Raw genomic sequence first — 20199 nt, 5'->3', positions numbered from 1 at the left:
CTCGCAGGGGTCGTACCGGCGCATCGACCGATCGGCTGATGCGCCTTCGAGCGCGTCGGCCGATGTGCCGGGCCCCCGGCCGCCGGGACGCTGGTGCCATGCCCGTCATCGAAGTCACCGACCTGCGCAAGTCCTACGGCGGACGCCCCGTCGTCGACGGTGTGTCCTTCGCCGTCGAGGAGGGCGAGATCTTCGGCGTCCTCGGCCCCAACGGAGCCGGCAAGACCACCACCGTCGAGTGCGTCGAGGGACTGCGCGTCCCCGACGCCGGCCGGGTCCGGGTCACCGGGCTCGACCCCGTCGCCGACCACCGGCGGGTCGCCGAGGTCCTCGGCGCCCAGCTCCAGCAGAGCGAACTCCAGCCCAAACTGACCGTCCGCGAGGCCCTGGAGCTGTACGCCGCCTTCTACCCCGAGCCGGCCGACTGGCGCCCGCTCGCCGAGCGGCTCGACCTCGGCCCCATGCTGGACACCCGGTTCGGCAAGCTCTCCGGCGGTCAGAAGCAGCGCCTGTTCATCGCGCTGGCCCTGGTCGGCGATCCCCGCGTCGTCGTCCTCGACGAGCTGACCACCGGCCTCGACCCGCGCGCCCGCCGGGAGACCTGGCAGCTGATCGAGGACATCCGCGCGGGAGGCGTCACCGTCCTGCTGGTCACCCACTTCATGGAGGAGGCCCAGCGTCTGTGCGACCGGATCGCGGTGATCGACCGGGGCCGCGTCGCCGCCCTCGACACCCCGGCCGGGCTGATCCGGCGGTCGGCGGGCGCCACCGTCATCAGTTTCACCCCGTCCGCGCCCCTGGACGAGACGGACCTGCGCGCGCTGCCCGGACTGGCCTCCGTCGAGTTCAAGGACGGCCGCGTCACCCTGTCCGGCACGGACGAGACGGTCAACGCCGTCATCACCCTGCTCGCCCGCACCCGCGTCACCGCCCACCAGCTCCGGGTCACCGACACCACGCTGGACGACGCCTTCCTGGACCTCACGGAGGCCTCCGCATGACCACCGACGTCTTCGACACCGCCGTACTGAGGACCGAGCTGCGGCTGTTCCGCCGAGAACCGGGCGCCCTGTTCTGGATGCTGGCGTTCCCGACGCTGCTGCTGGTGATCCTCGGCTCCATCCCGTCCTTCCGCGAGGCCGACGCCTCCTTCGGCGGGCTGCGCCCGGTCGACGCCTACGTGCCGGTGGCCGTGCTGCTCGGCCTGACCGTCGGCGGGCTCCAGGGCATGCCGCAGGTCCTCACCGGCTACCGGGAACGGGGCATCCTGCGCCGGATGTCCGCCACACCGGTGCGCCCGGCGGCGCTGCTGTCCGCGCAGATGGTGGTGTGCGGCGGGGCCGCCCTGGCCTCGGCGCTGCTCGCGCTCGCGGTCGGCCGGCTCGCCTTCGACGTGACGCTGCCCGGACAGCCCGTCGGCTACCTCCTCGCGCTGCTGCTGGCCGTGCTCGCGGCGCTCTCCCTGGGCGCCGTGCTCTCCGCCCTGTCCCGCACCACGAAGATCGCGGGTGCGGTCGGCTCGGCCGCGCTGTTCCCGGCGATGTTCTGCGCGGGCGTGTGGCTGCCGGTGCAGGCCATGCCGGACCTGCTGGCCCGCATCGTGGGCTGGACCCCCTTCGGCGCGGCCGCGCAGGCCCTCAACGAGGCGGCGGCGGGCGACTGGCCGGGCTGGTCCCACCTGGCGGTGCTGGTGGCCTGGACGGCACTGCTCACGGCGGCGGCCTCGCGCTGGTTCCGCTGGGAATGAGAGTGGGGGAGAGGCGGCGGCGTGTCCGACAATGACGCCATGACGGAGACGACGGCGGTCGACGAGCGGTGGGCGGCGTTCCACCGCTGGGGTCCGTACGCGCTGCTGGCCGTCGGGACCCTGGTGGCCTGGTCGGCCGCCGACGCGATCGGCATGACCGGCGGCGAACGCCGGGCGAGCGGGGCCCTGATCGTCGCGGCGGTCGTGCTCCAGCTGTGGTGGAACCGGGCGGCGCGCACCCGCCCCGACCCCTCCCCGGCCGGCACCTGCTACTACGCCGTCCGCTGGGCCATCGGGTTCGCCCTCACCTGGCTGAACCCGCTCTTCGCCTTCTACGCGGTCGTCGGCTACTTCGGCGCCCAGCACCTGCTGCCGCGTCGGCTGTGCCGGGCCGGACTGTTCGCCACCGCCGTCACCCTCGCCGGTTCCCAGTCCGGCGGGCTGCCGCCGAACGGGATCATGGGATGGGTGCTCTTCGGCGCGATCCTCACCGTCAACAGCATGCTGGTGGCCCTCTTCGCCCACTTCGCCGCGCTGGAGGAGGCCCGCAGTCGCGCCCGCGTCGAGACCATCACCGAACTGGAGCGCACCAACACCGCCCTGCAGCAGGCCCTCGACGAGAACGCCGCCCTCCACGCCCAGCTCCTCGTCCAGGCCCGGGAGGCCGGGGTCGCCGACGAGCGTAGGAGGCTGGCCGCCGAGATCCACGACACCCTCGCCCAGGGCCTGACCGGCATCATCGCCCAGCTCCAGGTCGTGGCGGCCACCCCGGACCCGGCGCTGGGCCGCGAGCACATGGACCGGGCCCTCGCCCTGGCCCGGCACAGCCTCGGCGAGGCCCGCCGCTCCGTGCACAACCTCTCGCCCGTCGCGCTGGCCGACGACGGGCTGCCGGACGCGCTGAAGAAGACGGTGACGGAGTGGGGCGGGCGCACCGGCGTCCAGGCCCGGTTCACCGTCACCGGCACCGCCGAACACCTCCACGACGAGGTCGCCGCCACGCTCCTGCGCATCGCCCAGGAGGCCCTCTCCAACACGGCCCGGCACGCCGCCGCCGACCGGGTCGGCGTCACCCTCTCCTTCATGGGCGACGAGGTCACCCTCGACATCCGCGACGACGGCCGGGGCTTCGACCCGCTGACCGCGCGCGAGCGCACCCCCGCCGGGGGCTTCGGCCTGGACGGCATGCGGGCCCGCGCCGAACGCATCGCCGGTTCGCTCACCGTGGAGGCGGAACCGGGGCACGGCACCGCCGTCTCCGCTCGCGTACCGTTGGTCCGCCATGACCGATGACGCAGTGCCCCATGACGCAGTGACCGGCGACGCGGTGCCCGGTCGCGCCGCGCCCGGTGACGCCGTGGTCTCCCTCCTCGTCGTCGACGACCACCCCGTGGTCCGCGACGGCCTGCGCGGCATGTTCGAGTCCGCGCCCGGCTTCCGCGTCCTGGGCGAGGCGGCGAGCGGCGTCGAGGCGCTGGAGCGGGCCGCCGCGCTCGACCCCGACGTGATCCTCATGGACCTGCGGATGCCGGGCGGTTCGGGCGTGGACGCCATCCGCGAGCTGACCCGGCGCGGCGCCCGCGCGCGGGTGCTCGTGCTGACCACGTACGACACCGACTCCGACACCCTGCCCGCGATCGAGGCGGGCGCGACCGGCTACCTCCTCAAGGACGCCCCCCGCGACGACCTGTTCACCGCGGTCCGCGCGGCGGCCGAGGGACGCACGGTCCTCTCCCCGGCGGTCGCCTCCCGGCTGGTCTCCGCCGTCCGCACCCCGAAGACACCCGGCGGCGAGCCCCTGTCCGCCCGCGAGCGCGAGGTGCTCGCGCTGGTGGCGCGCGGCACCTCCAACAAGGAGATCGCCCGGGAGCTGTTCATCAGCGAGGCGACCGTCAAGACCCACCTCACCCACCTGTACGCCAAGCTCGGCGTGAGCGACCGGGCGGCGGCCGTCGCGACGGCGTACGAACGGCGCATCCTCGGCTGAACCGGCCGCGGTCCGGCACGGCTTCGCACCCGCCCGCGCTCACCCCGCCCGCAGCAGCAGCACCGTCCGCCCCGGCACCGTGATCTCCGCCCCCGCCGGGTGCACGGCGCCCGGTGCCTCGCCCTGCTCCTCCCGGCCGGTGTCGACGACCACCTCGTACCGCTCCGCCCACGGGGGACCCGGCAGGACGAAGCCGGCCGGCTCCTCGCCCGCGTGCAGGACGGTCAGGAAGCTGTCGTCGACGACCGGGTCGCCGTGCTCGTCCCGGCCCGGGATGTCCCGCCCGGACAGGTACATGCCGAGGGTGGCGGCGGGGGCGTACCAGTCCCGCTCCGTCATCTCCGTGCCGCCCGCGGTGAACCAGGCCAGGTCGCGCAGGCCGTCCGCGGAGTGCGCGCGGCCGGAGAAGAAGGCCCGGCGGCGCAGCACGGGGTGCCGGTGGCGCAGTCCGATCAGCCGGGAGGCCAGCTCGAACAGCGGGCGCCACTGAGGGTCGTCCAGCAGACTCCAGTCCACCCAGCCGGTCTCGTTGTCCTGGCAGTAGGCGTTGTTGCTGCCGCGCTGGGTGCGGCCCATCTCGTCGCCGGCGACCAGCATCGGCACCCCGGTCGACAGCAGCAGCGTGGTCAGCAGGTTCCGCAGCTGGCGGCGGCGCAGGGCCCGAACGCCGGGGTCGTCCGTCTCGCCCTCCGTTCCGCAGTTCCAGGAGCGGTTGTCGTCCGTGCCGTCCCGGTTGCCCTCGCCGTTGGCCTCGTTGTGCTTGCGCTCGTACGACACCAGGTCGCGCAGCGTGAAGCCGTCGTGCGCGGTGACGAAGTTGACCGACGCGTAGGGGCGTCGCCCGCCCCAGGCGTACAGGTCGCTGGAGCCCGACAGGCGGTACCCCATCTCCCGCACGTCCGGCAGCGCGTGCCGCCAGAAATCCCGGACCGCGTTCCGGTACCGGTCGTTCCACTCCGTCCACAGCGGCGGGAAGGCGCCCACCTGGTAGCCGCCCGAGCCCACGTCCCACGGCTCGGCGATCAGTTTCACCCGGCGCAGCACCGGATCCTGCGCGATCACCGCGAGGAACGGCGAGAGCATGTCGACGTCGTGCATCGAACGGGCCAGCGCCGCCGCCAGGTCGAACCGGAAGCCGTCCACGCCCATCTCCGTGACCCAGTACCGCAGCGAGTCGGTGATCAGACGCAGCACGTGCGGCTGGACGACGTGCAGGGTGTTGCCGCAACCGGTGTAGTCCGCGTACCGGCGGGCGTCGGGCTGGAGCCGGTAGTAGCCGCGGTTGTCGATGCCCTTCAGGGAGAGCGTCGGGCCCAGCTCACCGGCCTCGGCGGTGTGGTTGTAGACCACGTCGAGGATCACCTCGATGCCGGCCGCGTGCAGCGCGCGCACCATCCGCTTGAACTCGCCCACCTGTTCACCGGTGGTGCCGGAGGCGGCGTAGGCGGCGTGCGGCGCGAAGTAGCCGACCGAGTTGTAGCCCCAGTAGTTGCGCAGGCCGCGCTCCAGCAGGTGGCTCTCGTGCGCGAACTGGTGCACCGGCAGCAGCTCCACCGCCGTCACGCCCAGCCGCGTCAGGTGCGCGATCGCCGCCGGATGCGCCAGGCCCGCGTACGTGCCGCGCAGCTCCGGAGGGATGTCCGGGTGGAGCTTGGTGAAGCCGCGCACGTGCAGCTCGTAGATGACCGAGTCCGCCCACGGCGTCTTGGGCCGGCGGTCGTCCGACCAGTCGTCGTCGTCATGGACCACGACACCCTTCGGGACGTGCGGCGCCGAGTCCCGGTCGTCGCGGACGGTGTCCGCCACGCGCTGCTCCGGCCAGTCGCGGACGTGTCCGTACACCTCGGGCGGCAGCACGCCGTAATCGTTGCCTTCGGCGGCGTCCACGGCTCGGGCGTACGGGTCGAGGAGCAGCTTCGCCGGGTTCCAGCGGGCGCCGGTCCACGGGTCCCAGCGGCCGTGCACCCGGTAGCCGTAGCGCTGCCCGGGCAGCACGCCCGGCACGAAGCCGTGCCAGATCTCGTGCGTCAGCTCGGTCAGCCGCACCCGGCTCTCCCTCGCGCCGCGGCCCGGCCCGTCGAACAGGCACAGCTCCACCGCCTCCGCCCCGCCGGCCCACAGCGCGAAGTTGGTCCCCGTCACCTGGTCCGGGCCGGTGCGCAACCGCGCGCCCAGCGGCACCGGGGTGCCCGGCCGGGCCGGCACGGCGGGCGGCGGCGCGGCCCGCCGCCCGCCGTTGACCACGACGGCGGGCCGCCCGTCCGCGGCGGCCCGCTCCCCGGCCACCGCCTCCTGCTCGGCTGCGCTGGACACCTGTCAGCCTCCCACGGCTCGTGGAACGACGTCCGGCAGGAGGGCGTGCGGCGTCCCGGCCGCTGCTCCCCGTCGCGTCGTCCTCCCCACAGTTCTGCCCACCGGGTGGCTCGCACTCACGTTTCCCCAGGGCCGACCGGTCGTTACGGGTGGATGTGAGGCACGTACACGGGCGCGCACGGCGCGCGGGCGCCGCTCTGGCCGCCCTACTGACATGGGCAGGACTGCTGGCCGGGGCAGCCGGATGCAGCTCGGACAGCGGAGGCATCGGCTCCGGCATCGGCTCGGGCATCGGCGAGATGTTCGGCAAACAACCCGCCGCCGAGGACGTCATCCGCGTCACCCCGGACGACGGGAGCAAGGCCGTCGCGCCGGAGAAGAAGCTGTCGGTGCGGGTGCCCGACGGGCGCCTGGAGTCGGTGAAGGTGGTCAGGGCGCAGGACGCGCAGGAGAGCCCGGTGCCCGGCCGGATCTCCGAGGACGGCCTGAGCTGGCGGCCCGACGACGACCGGCTCGCCCTCGCCGCCAAGTACACGGTCGACGCGGTCGCCCTGGACGGCGGCGGACACCGCTCGGCCCGGCACACCACGTTCACCACCAAGGTCCCCGAGGAGCGCTTCATCGCCTACGTCGCCCCCGAGAACCGCTCGGTCGTCGGCACCGGCATGATCGTCTCCCTGGAGTTCAACCGCGAGATCACCGACCGAGCCGCCGTCGAACGCGCCGTGGCGGTCACCGCGGAGCCCGCCGTCGAGATCCGCCCCCACTGGTTCGGCAAGGACCGCCTCGACTTCCGCCCGAAGGAGTACTGGAAGCCCGGCACCGAGGTCACCGTCGACCTGGCGCTGCGGGACGTCGAGGGCGCGAAGGGGGTCTACGGCCTCCAGCGCAAGAAGGTCTCCTTCACCGTCGGCCGCAGCCAGGTCTCCCGCGTCGACGCGGTCGAACGGACCATGGAGGTGCGCCGGGACGGCACGCTGCTGGCCACCGTGCCGATCACCGCGGGGGCGCCGACGACCCCCACCTACAACGGCCGCATGGTGATCACCGAGATGCTGGAGGTCACCCGCATGAACAGCCGCACGGTCGGCTTCGGCGGCGAGTACGACATCCCCGACGTCCCGCACGCCATCCGCCTGACCGGCTCGGGCACCTTCCTGCACGGCAACTACTGGGCCCCCGCCGACACCTTCGGCCGGGCCAACGTCAGCCACGGCTGCGTCGGACTGCGCGACGACAAGGGCGGCGGTTCCGACACCCCGGCGGGCTGGTTCTTCGACCGCAGCCTCGTCGGCGACGTCGTCGAGGTGGTCCACAGCAAGGACAAGACGGTCGCGCCCGACAACGGACTGGGCGGCTGGAACATGAAGTGGAAGGAGTGGAAGGCGGGCGGCGCGGTGAAGTGACGCCGAAGCCCCTCGCGGCTCCCGGCCGCCAACTCGGTACGGAACGGTGACAATTCACCTGTCCCGCAACCCCCTGGCCTGCGGTTACGATGCGCCGGTGCGCGCGCGGGCGCACTGGGGCGCGGGCCCGACCAGGCCCGGCGAGGGGAGACAAAGTGAAGGTGCGTCCGATGGCGGGGGCGGTACTCGGACTGCTGATGCTGACCGTCACCGCATGCGGTGGGGACGGCTCGGGCCCGGGGGCCGGGGACGGCAAGGGGGAGAAGGCCAAGGACTCCACCGCGGCACAGGGCAAGCAGTCCGAGGCCGTGGTCACCATCGCCCCGAAGAACGGGGCCGAGGCGGTCGACACCAGCGGCGCCCTGAAGGTCGCCGCGGCGAAGGGCAGGCTCACCGAGGTCGTCGTCAAGGACGGCAAGGGTGCGAAGGTCGACGGCGAGATATCCGGGGACGGCGCCGCCTGGACGCCGTCCACCCATCTGGCCGCCTCCACCACGTACACCGTGCACGCGGTCGCCAAGGACTCCGAGGGCCGCACGGCCGCCGAGGACTCCCGCTTCACCACCCTGACGCCGAAGAACACCTTCGTCGGCACCTTCACACCGGAGGACGGCTCGAAGGTCGGCGTCGGCATGCCGTTCTCGATCCGCTTCACCCGGGGCATCACCAAGCCGGAGGACGTCGAGAAGGCCATCACGATCAAGACCGAGCCGGCCGTCGAGGTCGAGGGCCACTGGTTCGGCAACGACCGCCTCGACTTCCGCCCCGAGAAGTACTGGAAGGCCGGCACCAAGGTCACCGTCGACCTGGACCTCGACGGTGTCCAGGGCCGCGACGGCGTCTACGGCGAGCAGACCAAGACCGTGTCCTTCACCGTCGGCCGCAGCCAGGTCTCCGTCGTGGACGCCAAGAAGCACACGATGAAGGTCGTGCGGGACGGCAAGACCATCAGGACCGTCCCGGTCACCACCGGCGCGCCGGGCTACGAGACCTGGAACGGCCAGATGGTCGTCACCGAGCGGCTCGCCGTGACCCGGATGAACAGCGAGACGGTCGGCTACGGCTCCGAGTACGACATCAAGGACGTCCCGCACGCCATGCGGCTGTCCACCTCCGGCACCTTCATCCACGGCAACTACTGGGGCGGCGACGCCTTCGGCAACCGCAACTCCAGCCACGGCTGCATCGGCCTGCGCGACGTGCGCGGCGGCTGGGACGGGAAGGCGCCGGCCGCCTGGTTCTTCGAGAACTCGATCGTCGGCGACGTGGTCGTGGTCAAGAACTCCGAGGACGCCACCATCGCCCCGGACAACGGCCTCAACGGCTGGAACATGTCGTGGGAGAAGTGGAAGGCGTGAGGGCCGACTGCCACGACGAGTGAACGCCCGCTAACCTGCGGAGCATGACCGTACATCTCGAAGTCGCGGACGGCGTCGGTACGCTGCGCCTGGACCGCCCGCCCATGAACGCGCTGGACGTCGCCACCCAGGACCGGCTGAAGGAGCTGGCCGAGGAGGTCACCCGGCGCGACGACGTCCGCGCCGTCGTGATCCACGGCGGCGAGAAGGTCTTCGCGGCGGGCGCGGACATCAAGGAGATGCAGGTGATGGACCACGCGGCGATGATCGCGCGGTCCCGTGCCCTCCAGGACTCCTTCACCGCGGTGGCCCGCATTCCCAAGCCGGTGGTCGCGGCCGTCACCGGCTACGCACTGGGCGGCGGCTGCGAACTCGCGCTCTGCGCCGACTTCCGCATCGCCGGGGAGAACGCCAAGCTGGGCCAGCCCGAGATCCTGCTCGGGCTGATCCCGGGCGCGGGCGGCACCCAGCGGCTGTCCCGGCTGATCGGCCCCTCCAAGGCCAAGGACCTGATCTTCACCGGCCGCCAGGTGAAGGCCGACGAGGCGCTGGCGCTCGGCCTGGTGGACCGGGTGGTGCCGGCCGCCGAGGTCTACGAGCAGGCGCACGCGTGGGCCGCACGGCTCGCGAAGGGTCCCGCCATCGCCCTGCGCGCGGCGAAGGAGGCGATCGACACGGGTCTGGAGACGGACATCGAGACCGGCCTCGCCGTCGAGCGGAACTGGTTCGCGGGCCTGTTCGCCACGGAGGACCGCGAACGCGGGATGCGCAGCTTCGTGGAAGAGGGCCCGGGCAAGGCGAAGTTCCTCTGAACTCCCCGGAATTCTCCCGGTGAGCTCCCCGGGATCCTCCCGGTGGGAAGTACAAGTTTCACCCGAAGTCGCGTCCTCCCTCTTGCAATTGACGCGATGTCTGATCCGGGTCCCTCGATGGGGCGGTTTATGGCAGCCTTAACACACCATTAAGCGCGCCTTGTCGAGGGAGTCCGTCGCTTGTCTCCGGCCGAGTCGTTCCCGCAGGTCAGTGGGTCTGTTTCCGGTCCCGAACTGCCTGTGGCATATGCCGATCGCCCGTCGGCCCGCCCGGCCCCCACAGGGGCCTATTCCCCGGGAACGGCCCCGGAGCCCTGCGAAGGCGGCCATGATGGGGGCATGGCGGGGCTGGATGGTACGGAACAGCCGCGGGGAGCCGGACGTGCGACCGCGGCGCGCTGGTCGCCGGCGGTCGAGGACGAGCGCGCGCTCAAGGCGCTGGAGCTGTTCGGCAACCCGACGGAGCACGAAGTTCCGTTACCCTCCCGCCCCGAATCCGCCGCCACCGCCCGCCGGCTGGCCCAGGTCGTCGCTCTGCGCCAGTGGCAGCTCGGCCCCAAGGTCACGGAGGACGCCGTCCTCCTCGTCTCGGAGCTGGTCGGCAACGCCGTACGCCACACCGGCGCCCGCGTCTTCGGCCTCCGGATGCGCCGCCGCCCCGGCTGGATCCGGGTCGAGGTCCGCGACCCCTCCCGGGGGCTGCCCTGCCTGATGCCGGTGCAGGAGACGGACATCAGCGGGCGGGGCCTCTTCCTCGTCGACGAACTGTCCGACCGGTGGGGCGTCGATCTGCTGCCGCGCGGCAAGACCACCTGGTTCGAGATGCGGGTCGTGGACCGGTGAGAGCGCATCTGCCCCCGGAATCAACCCCGTTCGCCGGACACGCCACCTACGGGTGAGAATCCGGAACGTCTCGCTCCGCAGCCGCGATCGTATCCGCATGATCACCACTCGTCTGCGCCACCGGACCGCCGCCGCCGTCCTGTCGCTCTCCGCCGTCCTCGCCACCACCGCCGCCACCGCCCCCGGTGCCGCCACGGCCCCGGCGAGGACCACCGCCAAGGCCGCCCCGGCCTGCCCCCGGTTCGACGACAAGACCAAGGCCGCCGCCGACCGCGGCGTCGACGTCGACCGCATCACTCCCGAACCGGTCTGGCGCACCACCTGCGGCACCCTCTACCGCAGCGACAGCCGGGGCCCCCAGGTCGTCTTCGAAGAGGGCTTCCACGCCAAGGACGTCCAGAACGGCCAGTACGACGTCGAGAAGTACGTCCTGGTCAACCAGCCCTCGCCGTACGTCTCGACGAGCTACGACCACGACCTGTACAAGACCTGGTACAAGTCCGGCTACAACTACTACGTCGACGCCCCCGGCGGCATCGACGTCAACAAGACCATCGGCGACACCCACAAGTGGGCGGACCAGGTCGAGGTCGCCTTCCCCGGCGGCATCCAGCGCAAGTACATCATCGGCGTCTGCCCCGTCGACCGGCAGACCAAGACCGAGATCATGAGCCAGTGCGAGAGCAACCCGCACTACCAGCCCTGGCACTGACACCGGTCGCCCCGGCTCAGGGGCGCAGGAACAGCGCCTCCGACCCCACGGGCCGGCAACCCGCCGCCTGGAACGCCCGCAGACTGCGGGCGTTCCCCGCCGACACCTGCGCCCACACCGGCTCACCCCCGGCCAGCTGCCGCGCCGCCGTCACCAGCAGCCGCCCCAGCCCCCGGTGCCGGACGCCCTCCGCCACCTCCACGGCGACCTCCAGCCGTCCGGCCACCCCGCGGCCCAGCACCAGCACCCCGCCGTCGGCCGCCCACACCCGCACCCCGTCGCGCCGCCGCCGGGCCGCGACCACCCGGGGGTGCCCGGGATCGGCGACCTCAGTCAGCGCGACCTCGGGGCGACCCGCGAGCGGTGCCCCGGTCAGCAGCACGTCGATCGTGTCCGTCGTACGTCCCGTGCGTTGCGCGAAGGCCGTCAGGAACCGGGGGTTCATCGTCGCGGCGAGGGGATCGCACCCCAGCGACGCCAACGTCCCGCGCACCCACCCCTCGTGCTCGTCGGTGAAGACGACCGAGTGCGCCGTGAAGGCGATGACCCCCGCGTCCCGCCCGCCGTGCTGCGGCACGACACTCGTCCCGCCGTCCGCCGGCGGGAACACACCCCGCGCCGCCGCGTCCAGAATGTCCCGCAGGCTCTCCGCCACACCGCGCTCCTCGAATCTCCGCCCACTGGAAGACACAGACTCCCACTCACGGTGCGCACCGTCCGCCGAGGAGCTCCGGCGGGTGGTCGCCGCACCGGGCGCACGGGCGGGCGGTTAATCTGACCTGCGTCAGTTGGACCCAGGCACGAAACGAGGGGCGGACCGGTGGCCGACATCGAGGAAGCACGCAAGCAGTTCGAGCGGATCGACACGGACGGTGACGGCTTCATCACCGCGGCCGAGTTCAAGACCGCCCTCGCCCAGGGCGGCGACTGGAACGTCACCGAGTCGGTGGCCGAGGCGGTCATCGCCGGCCGCGACCTCGACGGCGACAAGCAGCTGTCGTTCGACGAGTTCTGGGCCCACCTGAACAAGTAGCGAAGACGTGCCACGAGAGGCGCCCGCCGGTCACCCGGACGGGCGCCTTCGGCACGGAATAGCGCCCTCCAGCCGGACGTTGGTACAGGTCACGGGCGCGAGCCAGGGGGCTCCGCACGACACGACCTCCGAAGGGCCAGGCGAGTCGGCATCATCGGCGCGGGCAACATCGGCGGCAACCTCACCCGGCGGCTCACCGCCCTCGGACACGACGTCTCCGTCGCCAACTCGCGCGGACCCCGGACACTCACCGCACTGGCCGAGGAGACCGGCGCCACGCCGGTACCGGTGGAGGAGGCGGCGCGCGGCGCCGAGATCGTGGTCGTCACCATCCCGCTGAAGCGGGTCCCGGACCTGCCGTCCGGTGTCCTGGACGGGGCGGCCGACGGCGTCGCGGTCATCGACACCGGCAACTACTACCCGCAGCAGCGGGACGGCAGGATCGCGGGCATCGAGGACGGGGGCCTGACCGAGAGCCGCTGGACCGAGGGGCACCTCGGCCACCCGGTGATCAAGGCCTTCAACGGCACCTACGCCCAGGACATCCTCGACCGCCCCCGTCCGGCCGGCGCCCCCGACCGCATGGCGCTCCCGGTGGCCGGCGACGACGCGGCGGCCAAGGCGAAGGTCCGCGCCCTGATCGACGATCTGGGCTTCGACAGCGTCGACGCCGGCGGCATCGACGACTCCTGGCGTCAGCAGCCCGACTCGCCCGTGTACGGCCTGCGCGAGGGCGTCGACGGCGTCGCCAAGGCGCTGTCGGAGGCGTCCCCGGAGCGGCCCGCGGGCTTCCGGGGCTGACGGCCCGGCCCCGGCTCAGGACTGGGCCCACTCCTTGAGCGCGGCCTTGCTCGCGAAGTCCGCCACGTTGGTGTCGACCGGGCTGTCGGTGTACTGGTGGAAGCGCCACTTCGCCTGGATGCGCGGCTTGCCCGCCGAGACGTAGTCGGCGATCCACAAACCGTCACCGGCGTACGAGGTGGTGTCGATGTTCAACCAGAAGTGCCGGTTGCAATAGAGGACGATCCTGTTGTCCGGCCGCAGTGACTTCAGCTTGCGGATGAAGCTGTCCTTCTCCGCGTTGCTCGGATGGGTGCCCTCGCCGTTCGTCTCCCAGTCGACGGCGAGGATGTCGCCCTTGCGCTCCGGGGTCTTGGAGACGAAGTACTCGGCCTGGGCGGCCAGGTTGCCCGGCCACAGGAAGTGGTAGAAGCCGACGACGAGTCCGGCGTCGCGGGCCCGCTTCGTCTGGGCCGCGAGTTTCGGGTTGACGTACGAACGGCCCTCCGTCGCCTTCACGAAGACGAAGGAGAGACCGTCGGTGTCGTAGCTGGAGGACTGGTAGGCGCTGACATCGATGCCACGCAGCATGGGGCCTCCCTGAGGAGCTGTGGGGGGACGGGAGTTGGTTATTCCCCACGATGGCACGGGTGATCCCGCTCCAGGGCCGAAACGTCGACTTCGCTTCGCCCGGGCGCCATTGACGCGCGTAGCGCGGTGCCGCACGCTGGGCTCCGGTTCACGGACGACTCGACGGTCGGGAGGCCGGGATGTTCAGACGCGTGTCACGTCTCCTTCTCTCTTTTGTCATGCTCATGGCTGGCGCGGTGGTCGGGGCGGGCGCCACCGCCGGCACCGCGCACGCCGACTCCTGCTACACCTGGAACCGCACCCTGACCCAGGGCACCTCCGGCAGCGACGTGACGCAGTTGCAGATCCGCGTCGCCGGCTGGGTCACCTCGGGCGAACGCCTCTCCTACGACGGTCAGTACGGCGCCCGGACCGCCGCCGCCGTCAAGAAGTTCCAGGCCGCCTACGGACTGGCCGCGGACGGCGTCGCCGGCCCCGCGACCTTCAGCAAGATCTACGCGCTCCAGGACGCGGACTGCACCCCCGTCCACTTCACCTACGCGGAGCTCAACAAGTGCAACTCGGACTGGTCGGGCGGCGCGGTCTCCGCCGCCACCGCCAAGTCGAACGCGCTGAAGACCATGTGGAAGCTGGAGGCGATGCGGCACGCCCTCGGCGACGTGCCGATCACGATCTCCAGCGGCTTCCGCTCCCGCGCCTGCAACAGCGCCGTCGGCGGCTCGTCCACCAGCCGCCACCTCTACGGCGACGCGGCCGACCTCACCGGCTCGCCCAGCTTCTGCCGGCTCGCCCAGCAGGCCAGGACCCACGGCTTCTCGGAGATCCTCGGACCGGGCTACCCCGACCACAACGACCACACCCACGTGGCCCTCGACCCGTCGCCGTACTGGTCGGCCCCGAACTGCGGCATCTGATCCGCCGGCCACCCTCGGAACCTCGACGTGCCGCCCCGTTCGGTTCGTGTTCGACCGGGGCGGAGGGCAGGATGGAGGGGCGAGCCGCTGACGCGGCCCCGTGCGTCCGCTGCAGGAAGGGGGCGCCGAGGATGAGTACGCACGAGTCCCACGCGCGCCGAGGCCCGGCACCGGAGATCTCCCAGGCGTGGTCGTCATCGCCGGGGGGACTGCTCGATCTGCTCGGTGTCTCGGCCGTCGTGGTGGACGGCACCGGGCGGATCGTCTTCTGGAGCCCGCAGGCCGGTGACGTGTTCGGCTACTCCGCCGAGGAGGCGCTGGGCCGGTACGCGGCCCGGCTCCTGCTGCACGAGGAGCACCGCGGCCTCGCGACGACCCTGTTCGCCAAGGTGATGAGCACGGGGGAGAACTGGGCCGGCGCCTTCCCGGTCAAGCGAAAGGACGGCAGCACCCGGCTGGTGGAGTTCCGCAACGTGCGGTTGCAGAACGACCGCGGGGACGTGTACGCCCTGGGCATCGCCGCGGACCAGATCGTGCTGGAGGGCGCGGAGACCAAGCTCGCGCTGTCCGAGCAGCTCGTCTCGCAGGCACCCGTCGGCATCGCGCTGCTGGACACCGATCTGCGGTACATCCTGGTCAACCCGGCCCTGGAACGCATCAACGGGATGCCCGCCGCCGAGCATCTCGGCCGGCGGCCGCGCGACATCCACCGCTCCCTGGAGGTCGGCGCCGTGGAGGCGGTGATGCGGGAGGTGCTGCTCACCGGCACGCCCATGCTCGACCAGTACATCGTCGGCCGCACCCACGGGGACCCGGACCACGATCACGCGTGGTCCGTGTCGTACTACCGTCTCGAAGGCCCGGGCGGACGAGTGATCGGTGTGGCGAACTCGGTCGTCGACGTCACGGAACGGCACCGCGCCGCGGCCGAGGCGGACCGGGCCCGCCGCAGACTGGCGTTGATCGCCGACGCCTCCGCACGGGTGGGTACCACACTCGGGGTGGAGCAGACGGCCCGGGAACTGGCCGACACCGCCGTGCCGGTACTGGCGGACGTGGCCGCCGTCGACGTACTCGACAGCGTGCTGGCCTTCCGCCGCGGCAGCGGCCACCGCGACGGGCCCGAGCTCTTCCGTGCGCTTGCGGTCGCCACGGCCCGGCCGAGTGAGGCCGCCGGCGCCGCGGACCCGGTCGGAGAGGTGGCCTCGTACGGTGCGGACCGGCTGATCACGCGGTGTGTGCACACCGGCCGGCCCGTCCTGGTGCCCCGCACCGGTCCCGACGACCTGACGCGCATCGCGCGCGACGAGGAGGCCGCGCACGCGCTCGCCCGCGCCGGCGTCCACTCGTACCTCGCCGTGCCTCTGATCGCGCACAACGAGATCCTCGGCGCCTTCGACCTGATACGCGCCGGGAACCCGCTCCCCTTCGACGACGAGGACGTCGTCCTCGCCCGGGAACTGGCGGCGAGGGCGGCGGTCGCCGTCGACAACGCCCGCTGGTACCAGAGCGTCCGCAACTCCGCCGAAAGCCTCCAGCGCAGCCTGCTGCCCAGCCACCCCTCCCGGCTGGCCGGGCTCGACGTGGCCTCGCTCTACCAGCCCGCGCAGGCGTCCAGCGAGATCGGCGGGGACTGGTACGACGTCATCCCCCTGTCCGGCGACAGGGCCGCGCTGGTGGTCGGCGACGTGATGGGCAACGGCATCGACGCCGCCGCGACGATGGGCCGCCTGCGCACGGCCACCTGCGCCTACGCCGACCTCGACCTCGTACCGCACGAGGTCCTCCGGCACCTCGACACCCTCACCTGCGGGCTCGAGCACTACATCGCCACGTGCCTCTACGCCGTGTACGACCCCCATCGGCACCAGTGCCACATCGCCAACGCCGGACACCTTCCCCCCGTCCTCGTACGCCCCGGTGAACGGCCGCGGCTCGTTTCCCTCCCGGCCGGGGCACCTCTGGGGGTCGGCGGCGTCGCGTTCGACACCACGACCTTCGACCTGCGGCCCGGGGACAGGCTCGTCCTCTACACCGACGGCCTGGTGGAGACCCGTGATCACGCCATCGACGAGCGACTGGACGTCCTGGTCGACGCGCTCGACGGGCACCCCGCGCCCCTGGAAGACACCTGCAGGCGTCTGCTGGGTGCCCTGCGCCGGCCCGACGACCACGACGACGTCGCCGTTCTGATCGCCGAAGCCGGCGTCGTCTGACGCCGGGGCCGTCCCCCTCGATCCGGCACCGCCGCGGAATGCCGCCGACTCCGGCCGGGCAGGCTCCTCCGGCGGGCGGAGGCCGGTCCCCGGGCACACGCCGGCGGCCGGGCATCGCCGCACGACGTTCAGCGGACAGCCGTCGGCACCGTCGCGGCCGGCGGCGAGGACCGGGTACGTGGCCTGCTGCGGGACATGGGAGGGCTCAGGCGTTCGGTCGGCTTCCGGGCCCCGGACGCCGGACTCGGCTGCGTGACCGGCATCGGCTCCGCGGCCTGGGACCGGCTCTTCAGCGGGCCGCGCCCCCGTGACCTGCGTCCTCGGCCACGAGGGTGCGGACCGCGTCGTTCACGAAGCGCCCGTAGCCGTGCCGGGAGACGGTCCGAAGGACGCGACGGGGGGAGAGCATGCTCGGTGGGTCACCCGATCTGTTCGTGCGGTTCCCGCCGCGGGGAACCGGAGAGCCGGGGGCGACGGACCAGGCGCTCAGCTTTCGGAGGCCGCCTCCCGGATGTCCCGGTGGGTGTGGTCCATGACCTCGCCCATGTCGTCCGTCGCGGGGTCGAGTTCCGCCGCACGCGCCGCCACCCGCCGCAGGCAGTCGGTCGTGGCCAGCGCCAGACCGGCCGCCTTGCCCAGCTCGCCGTCGCCCAGCAGCTCCTCGATGCCGGTGGACAGCCCGGCCAGCGTCTCGTCGTCGGTCTGCGGTACCAGGTGGCCCTCCAGACCCGCCGGGTACGGCGTCCGCTCCCGGTACTCGCGCAGTGCGGTGACGACGGCCGGGTTCTCGCTGTACTGGTCGAGGAGGCCCATCAGGACGTAGAGCCGTGCCACCAGCCGCGGCGGACCGGGGTACCCGTCCAGCCAGACGATGAGCTCGCGTTGACCGCCGAGGTGGTCGATGAACCGGGTCATGGCCTCGGCGAGCGTGTTGGACTGGGACCAGTGGGCCGGCAGTTGCCGCGCCACCTGCCGCGCCAGTTCGCTTCGGCCGGCCGGGGAGAGGGTCCCGGCCTCGAAAGCGGTGACCAGCTCCTGGTCCACGCCGAAACCGGTGGGGGCGGATCCGCCCTCGACGGCGCGCGACACATCGCGCCGGATGCGCAGCACTTCGTCGCCGATCCTGCTCAGCGGCTTCTCCCTCATGCGGTCCTCCCGGTCCCACGCGCGGTCGTCACGGTCACGTCGTGCCCGGTCGCGGGGCCACCGGCTCCAAGCGGACCACCAGACCCTTCGACGTCGGCTGGTTGCTGACGTCCGCCACGCTGTCCAGCGGGACGAGGACCTGCGTCTCCGGGTAGTACGCCGCCGCGCAGCCACGGCTGGACGGGTAGGGGACGACCCGGAAGTCCTCCGCACGGCGCTCCGTGCGGTCCGCCCACACGCCGACCACGTCCACGCGCTGTCCCCCGGACAAGCCGAGTTCCGCGATGTCCGCCGGATTGATCAGCACGACCCGGCGGCTGCCGTGGATGCCGCGGTAGCGGTCGTTGTTCGTGTAGGGGATCGTGTTCCACTGGTCGTGCGACCGGAGCGTCTGCAGCAGCAGGTGCCCCTCGGGTGCCTCGGGCATCTCCCAGGCGTTGCACGTGAACAGTGCCTTCCCCGTGGAAGTGCCGAAGACGCCTTCGTTGACCGGGTTCGGCAGGCTGATGCCGCCCGGCCGGACCACTCGCCGGTTGAAGTCGTGAAACCCCGGCACGACGTGGGCGACCCGGTCGCGGATCGCCCCGTAGTCGGCCTCGAACCGCGTCCACGGAATCCCGGCTCCGTCGGCCAGGGTGCGGCGCGCCAGCCGGCACAGGATGGCGACCTCGCTCAGCAGCAGCCGGGACGCCGGCTCCAGACGGCCGCGCGAGGTGTGCACCTCGCTCATCGAGTTCTCGACGGTCACGAACTGCTCGCCGCCCGACTGGACGTCCACCTCGGTACGCCCCAGGGTCGGCAGGATGAGGGCGGTCTCGCCGCAGACCGTGTGCGACCTGTTGAGCTTCGTGGAGATGTGCGCGGTGAGGCGGCAGCGGCGCACGGCCTCCTCGGTGAAGGCGGTGTCGGGAGCGGCCATCACGAAGTTCCCCGCCACGCCGAGGAAGACCTTGATCCGCCCTTCGTGCATGGCTCTGATCGAGTTCACGGAGTCGAGTCCGTGGCCCCGGGGCGGCTCGAAGCCGAACTCGTCGCGCAGCGCGTCGAGGAAGGAGTCGGGCATCTGCTCCCAGATGCCCATCGTGCGGTCACCCTGCACGTTGCTGTGCCCGCGCACCGGGCAGGCTCCGGCTCCGGCCCGGCCGAGATTGCCGCGCAGCAGCAGGAAGTTGACGATCTCCCTGATCGTGGGGACGCCGTGCTTGTGCTGCGTCACCCCCATGGCCCAGCAGACGACGACCCGCTCGCTGCGCAGGACGTCGTCGCGGACCCGCTCGATGTCCGCGCGGCTCAGCCCGGTCGCCCGGAGCACGTCCTCCCAGGCGACGGACCGGGCGTGCCGGGCGAACTCCTCGAACCCGCTGGTGTGCGAGGCGATGAACTCCTGGTCCAGCACGGCGCCCGGCCGGGCGTCCTCGGACTCCAGCAGCAGCCGGTTGAGTGCCTGGAACAGCGCGAGATCGCCACCGCTGCGAATGTGCAGGAACCGGTCGGCGATCTGCACGCCCCGGCCGATCACCCCGCGGGCCTTCTGCGGGTTCTTGAAGCGCAGGAGTCCGGCCTCCGGCAGGGTGTTGACCGCGATGACGCGGGCGCCGTTGCGCTTGGCCTGTTCCAGGGCGGAGAGCTGGCGAGGGTGGTTGGTTCCGGGGTTCTGGCCGACGAGGAAGATCAGATCGGCGTGGTGGAGGTCCTCAAGACTCACCGTCCCCTTGCCGGTCCCGAGGGTCTCGTGCAGGGCGAAGCCGCTGGACTCGTGGCACATGTTGCTGCAGTCGGGCAGGTTGTTGGTTCCGTACGCCCTGGCGAAGAGCTGCAGCACGAAGGCGGCCTCGTTGCTGACCCGGCCCGAGGTGTAGAAGACAGCCTCGTCGGGGGAGCCGAGCGACCTCAGTTCGTCGGCGATCAGACCGAGCGCGTCGTGCCAGTTGATCGGCTCGTAGTGGTCCGACCCCGGGCGTTTGACCATGGGTTCGGTGAGCCGGCCCTGCTGGTTCAGCCAGAGGTCGGAGTGGCCGGCCAGCTCCGACACGGAGTGCCTGCGGAAGAACTCGGCGGTGATCCGCCGGGTCGTCGCCTCGTCGTTGATGTGCTTGGCGCCGTTCTCGCAGTACTCGTTGAGATGCCGGTGGCCGGGGGAGGGGTCGGCCCAGGCGCAGCCCGGACAGTCGATGCCGCCCACCTGGTTCATGTTCAGCAGCGTCACTCCGGTGCGCCGGGCGGAGGTCTCCTCCAGGGAGTACTCCAGCGCGTGCGTCACCGCCGGCACGCCCGCCGCCCACTTCTTCGGCGGGGTCACCTCGAGTTCGTCCTCGGGCTCTTCGCTCGGTGGCCTGTGCAT

The 20199-nt window shown here is 72.1% G+C and carries 17 protein-coding genes and 2 pseudogenes; 14 read left to right on the top strand and 5 right to left on the bottom strand.

The genetic code is table 11. The features are described 5' to 3' along the window. The first annotated feature begins 98 nt into the window (after positions 1-98). From ACIQFU_RS19915 to ACIQFU_RS19900, 4 genes are read left to right on the top strand one after another with little or no spacing between them, the layout of a single operon-like run. Entirely contained in the window at positions 99-1001 is a 903-nt protein-coding gene (locus tag ACIQFU_RS19915; protein ID WP_402553098.1) for an ATP-binding cassette domain-containing protein, read from the top strand. Next, positions 998-1747 carry an ABC transporter permease gene (locus tag ACIQFU_RS19910; RefSeq protein ID WP_402553097.1) on the top strand — a complete coding sequence of 250 codons (750 nt, stop codon included), beginning with the start codon at positions 998-1000 and terminating at the stop codon, positions 1745-1747. Before ACIQFU_RS19915 ends, ACIQFU_RS19910 begins: the two co-directional genes overlap by 4 nt. 39 nt (positions 1748-1786) lie before the next feature. Next, positions 1787-3040: a sensor histidine kinase gene (locus tag ACIQFU_RS19905; RefSeq protein ID WP_402553095.1), complete on the top strand. Its 1254-nt coding sequence runs from the start codon at positions 1787-1789 to the stop codon at positions 3038-3040. Further along, a complete protein-coding gene (locus ACIQFU_RS19900) occupies positions 3030-3734 on the top strand; it encodes a response regulator (RefSeq protein ID WP_402553093.1) in 705 nt (234 codons plus the stop codon). Before ACIQFU_RS19905 ends, ACIQFU_RS19900 begins: the two co-directional genes overlap by 11 nt. A gap of 39 nt (positions 3735-3773) precedes the next feature. Here the strand turns inward: ACIQFU_RS19900 and glgX are convergent, their stop codons facing one another. Continuing rightward, positions 3774-6047, bottom strand: a complete 2274-nt coding sequence (gene glgX, locus ACIQFU_RS19895; RefSeq protein ID WP_402553092.1) for a glycogen debranching protein GlgX — start codon at positions 6045-6047, stop codon at positions 3774-3776. A gap of 155 nt (positions 6048-6202) precedes the next feature. On the opposite strand from glgX, the gene ACIQFU_RS19890 reads away from it, so the two are divergent. From ACIQFU_RS19890 to ACIQFU_RS19870, 5 genes are all read left to right on the top strand, one after another. After that, positions 6203-7453, top strand: coding sequence for an Ig-like domain-containing protein (locus ACIQFU_RS19890; protein ID WP_402553090.1), 1251 nt, complete (start codon positions 6203-6205; stop codon positions 7451-7453). 170 nt (positions 7454-7623) lie between these two features. Further along, positions 7624-8811 (top strand): Ig-like domain-containing protein, encoded by a 1188-nt coding sequence (locus tag ACIQFU_RS19885; protein ID WP_402553089.1) that lies wholly within the window; start codon positions 7624-7626, stop codon positions 8809-8811. Between the two features lie 44 nt (positions 8812-8855). Next, positions 8856-9623: an enoyl-CoA hydratase/isomerase family protein gene (locus tag ACIQFU_RS19880; RefSeq protein ID WP_402553088.1), complete on the top strand. Its 768-nt coding sequence runs from the start codon at positions 8856-8858 to the stop codon at positions 9621-9623. Positions 9624-9962: 339 nt separating this feature from the next. Beyond that, entirely contained in the window at positions 9963-10466 is a 504-nt protein-coding gene (locus tag ACIQFU_RS19875; protein ID WP_402553087.1) for an ATP-binding protein, read from the top strand. Between the two features lie 97 nt (positions 10467-10563). Next, entirely contained in the window at positions 10564-11178 is a 615-nt protein-coding gene (locus ACIQFU_RS19870) for an ADP-ribosyltransferase (protein WP_402553085.1), read from the top strand. Between the two features lie 16 nt (positions 11179-11194). Here the strand turns inward: ACIQFU_RS19870 and ACIQFU_RS19865 are convergent, their stop codons facing one another. Further along, positions 11195-11833: a GNAT family N-acetyltransferase gene (locus tag ACIQFU_RS19865; RefSeq protein ID WP_402553084.1), complete on the bottom strand. Its 639-nt coding sequence runs from the start codon at positions 11831-11833 to the stop codon at positions 11195-11197. A 165-nt stretch (positions 11834-11998) separates the two neighbouring features. Here ACIQFU_RS19865 and ACIQFU_RS19860 point away from each other — a divergent pair, with 165 nt between their 5' ends. Together ACIQFU_RS19860 and ACIQFU_RS19855 are read left to right on the top strand one after the other, a co-directional pair. After that, positions 11999-12211 carry an EF-hand domain-containing protein gene (locus ACIQFU_RS19860; protein ID WP_402553082.1) on the top strand — a complete coding sequence of 71 codons (213 nt, stop codon included), beginning with the start codon at positions 11999-12001 and terminating at the stop codon, positions 12209-12211. Positions 12212-12340: 129 nt separating this feature from the next. Beyond that, positions 12341-13012, top strand: a pseudogene (locus ACIQFU_RS19855) (NADPH-dependent F420 reductase); the annotation flags it as partial. A 15-nt stretch (positions 13013-13027) separates the two neighbouring features. On the opposite strand, the gene ACIQFU_RS19850 reads toward ACIQFU_RS19855, so the two are convergent. Beyond that, positions 13028-13582: a glycoside hydrolase family 25 protein gene (locus tag ACIQFU_RS19850; protein ID WP_402553080.1), complete on the bottom strand. Its 555-nt coding sequence runs from the start codon at positions 13580-13582 to the stop codon at positions 13028-13030. Between the two features lie 179 nt (positions 13583-13761). On the opposite strand from ACIQFU_RS19850, the gene ACIQFU_RS19845 reads away from it, so the two are divergent. The 3 genes and pseudogenes from ACIQFU_RS19845 to ACIQFU_RS19835 all read left to right on the top strand — a co-directional run. Next, the gene (locus ACIQFU_RS19845; protein ID WP_402553079.1) at positions 13762-14496 is read left to right on the top strand and encodes a D-Ala-D-Ala carboxypeptidase family metallohydrolase; all 735 of its coding nucleotides are present in this window, start codon (positions 13762-13764) and stop codon (positions 14494-14496) included. Between the two features lie 131 nt (positions 14497-14627). After that, positions 14628-16712: a SpoIIE family protein phosphatase gene (locus tag ACIQFU_RS19840; RefSeq protein WP_402553078.1), complete on the top strand. Its 2085-nt coding sequence runs from the start codon at positions 14628-14630 to the stop codon at positions 16710-16712. Positions 16713-16853: 141 nt separating this feature from the next. Beyond that, a pseudogene (locus ACIQFU_RS19835) lies at positions 16854-17039 on the top strand (Dyp-type peroxidase domain-containing protein); the annotation flags it as partial. 159 nt (positions 17040-17198) lie between these two features. Here ACIQFU_RS19835 and ACIQFU_RS19830 read toward each other — a convergent pair. Both ACIQFU_RS19830 and ACIQFU_RS19825 read right to left on the bottom strand, forming a co-directional pair. Beyond that, positions 17199-17858 carry a hypothetical protein gene (locus ACIQFU_RS19830; protein WP_402553076.1) on the bottom strand — a complete coding sequence of 220 codons (660 nt, stop codon included), beginning with the start codon at positions 17856-17858 and terminating at the stop codon, positions 17199-17201. Between the two features lie 34 nt (positions 17859-17892). Further along, entirely contained in the window at positions 17893-20199 is a 2307-nt protein-coding gene (locus ACIQFU_RS19825) for an FdhF/YdeP family oxidoreductase (RefSeq protein WP_402553075.1), read from the bottom strand.

Origin of the sequence: Streptomyces sp. NPDC093065 (assembly GCF_044754585.1) — a bacterium.
GTDB lineage: Bacteria > Actinomycetota > Actinomycetes > Streptomycetales > Streptomycetaceae > Streptomyces.
The sequence above is the reverse complement of the archived record's forward strand: the minus strand, read 5'-3'. Positions and strand labels throughout refer to the sequence as shown.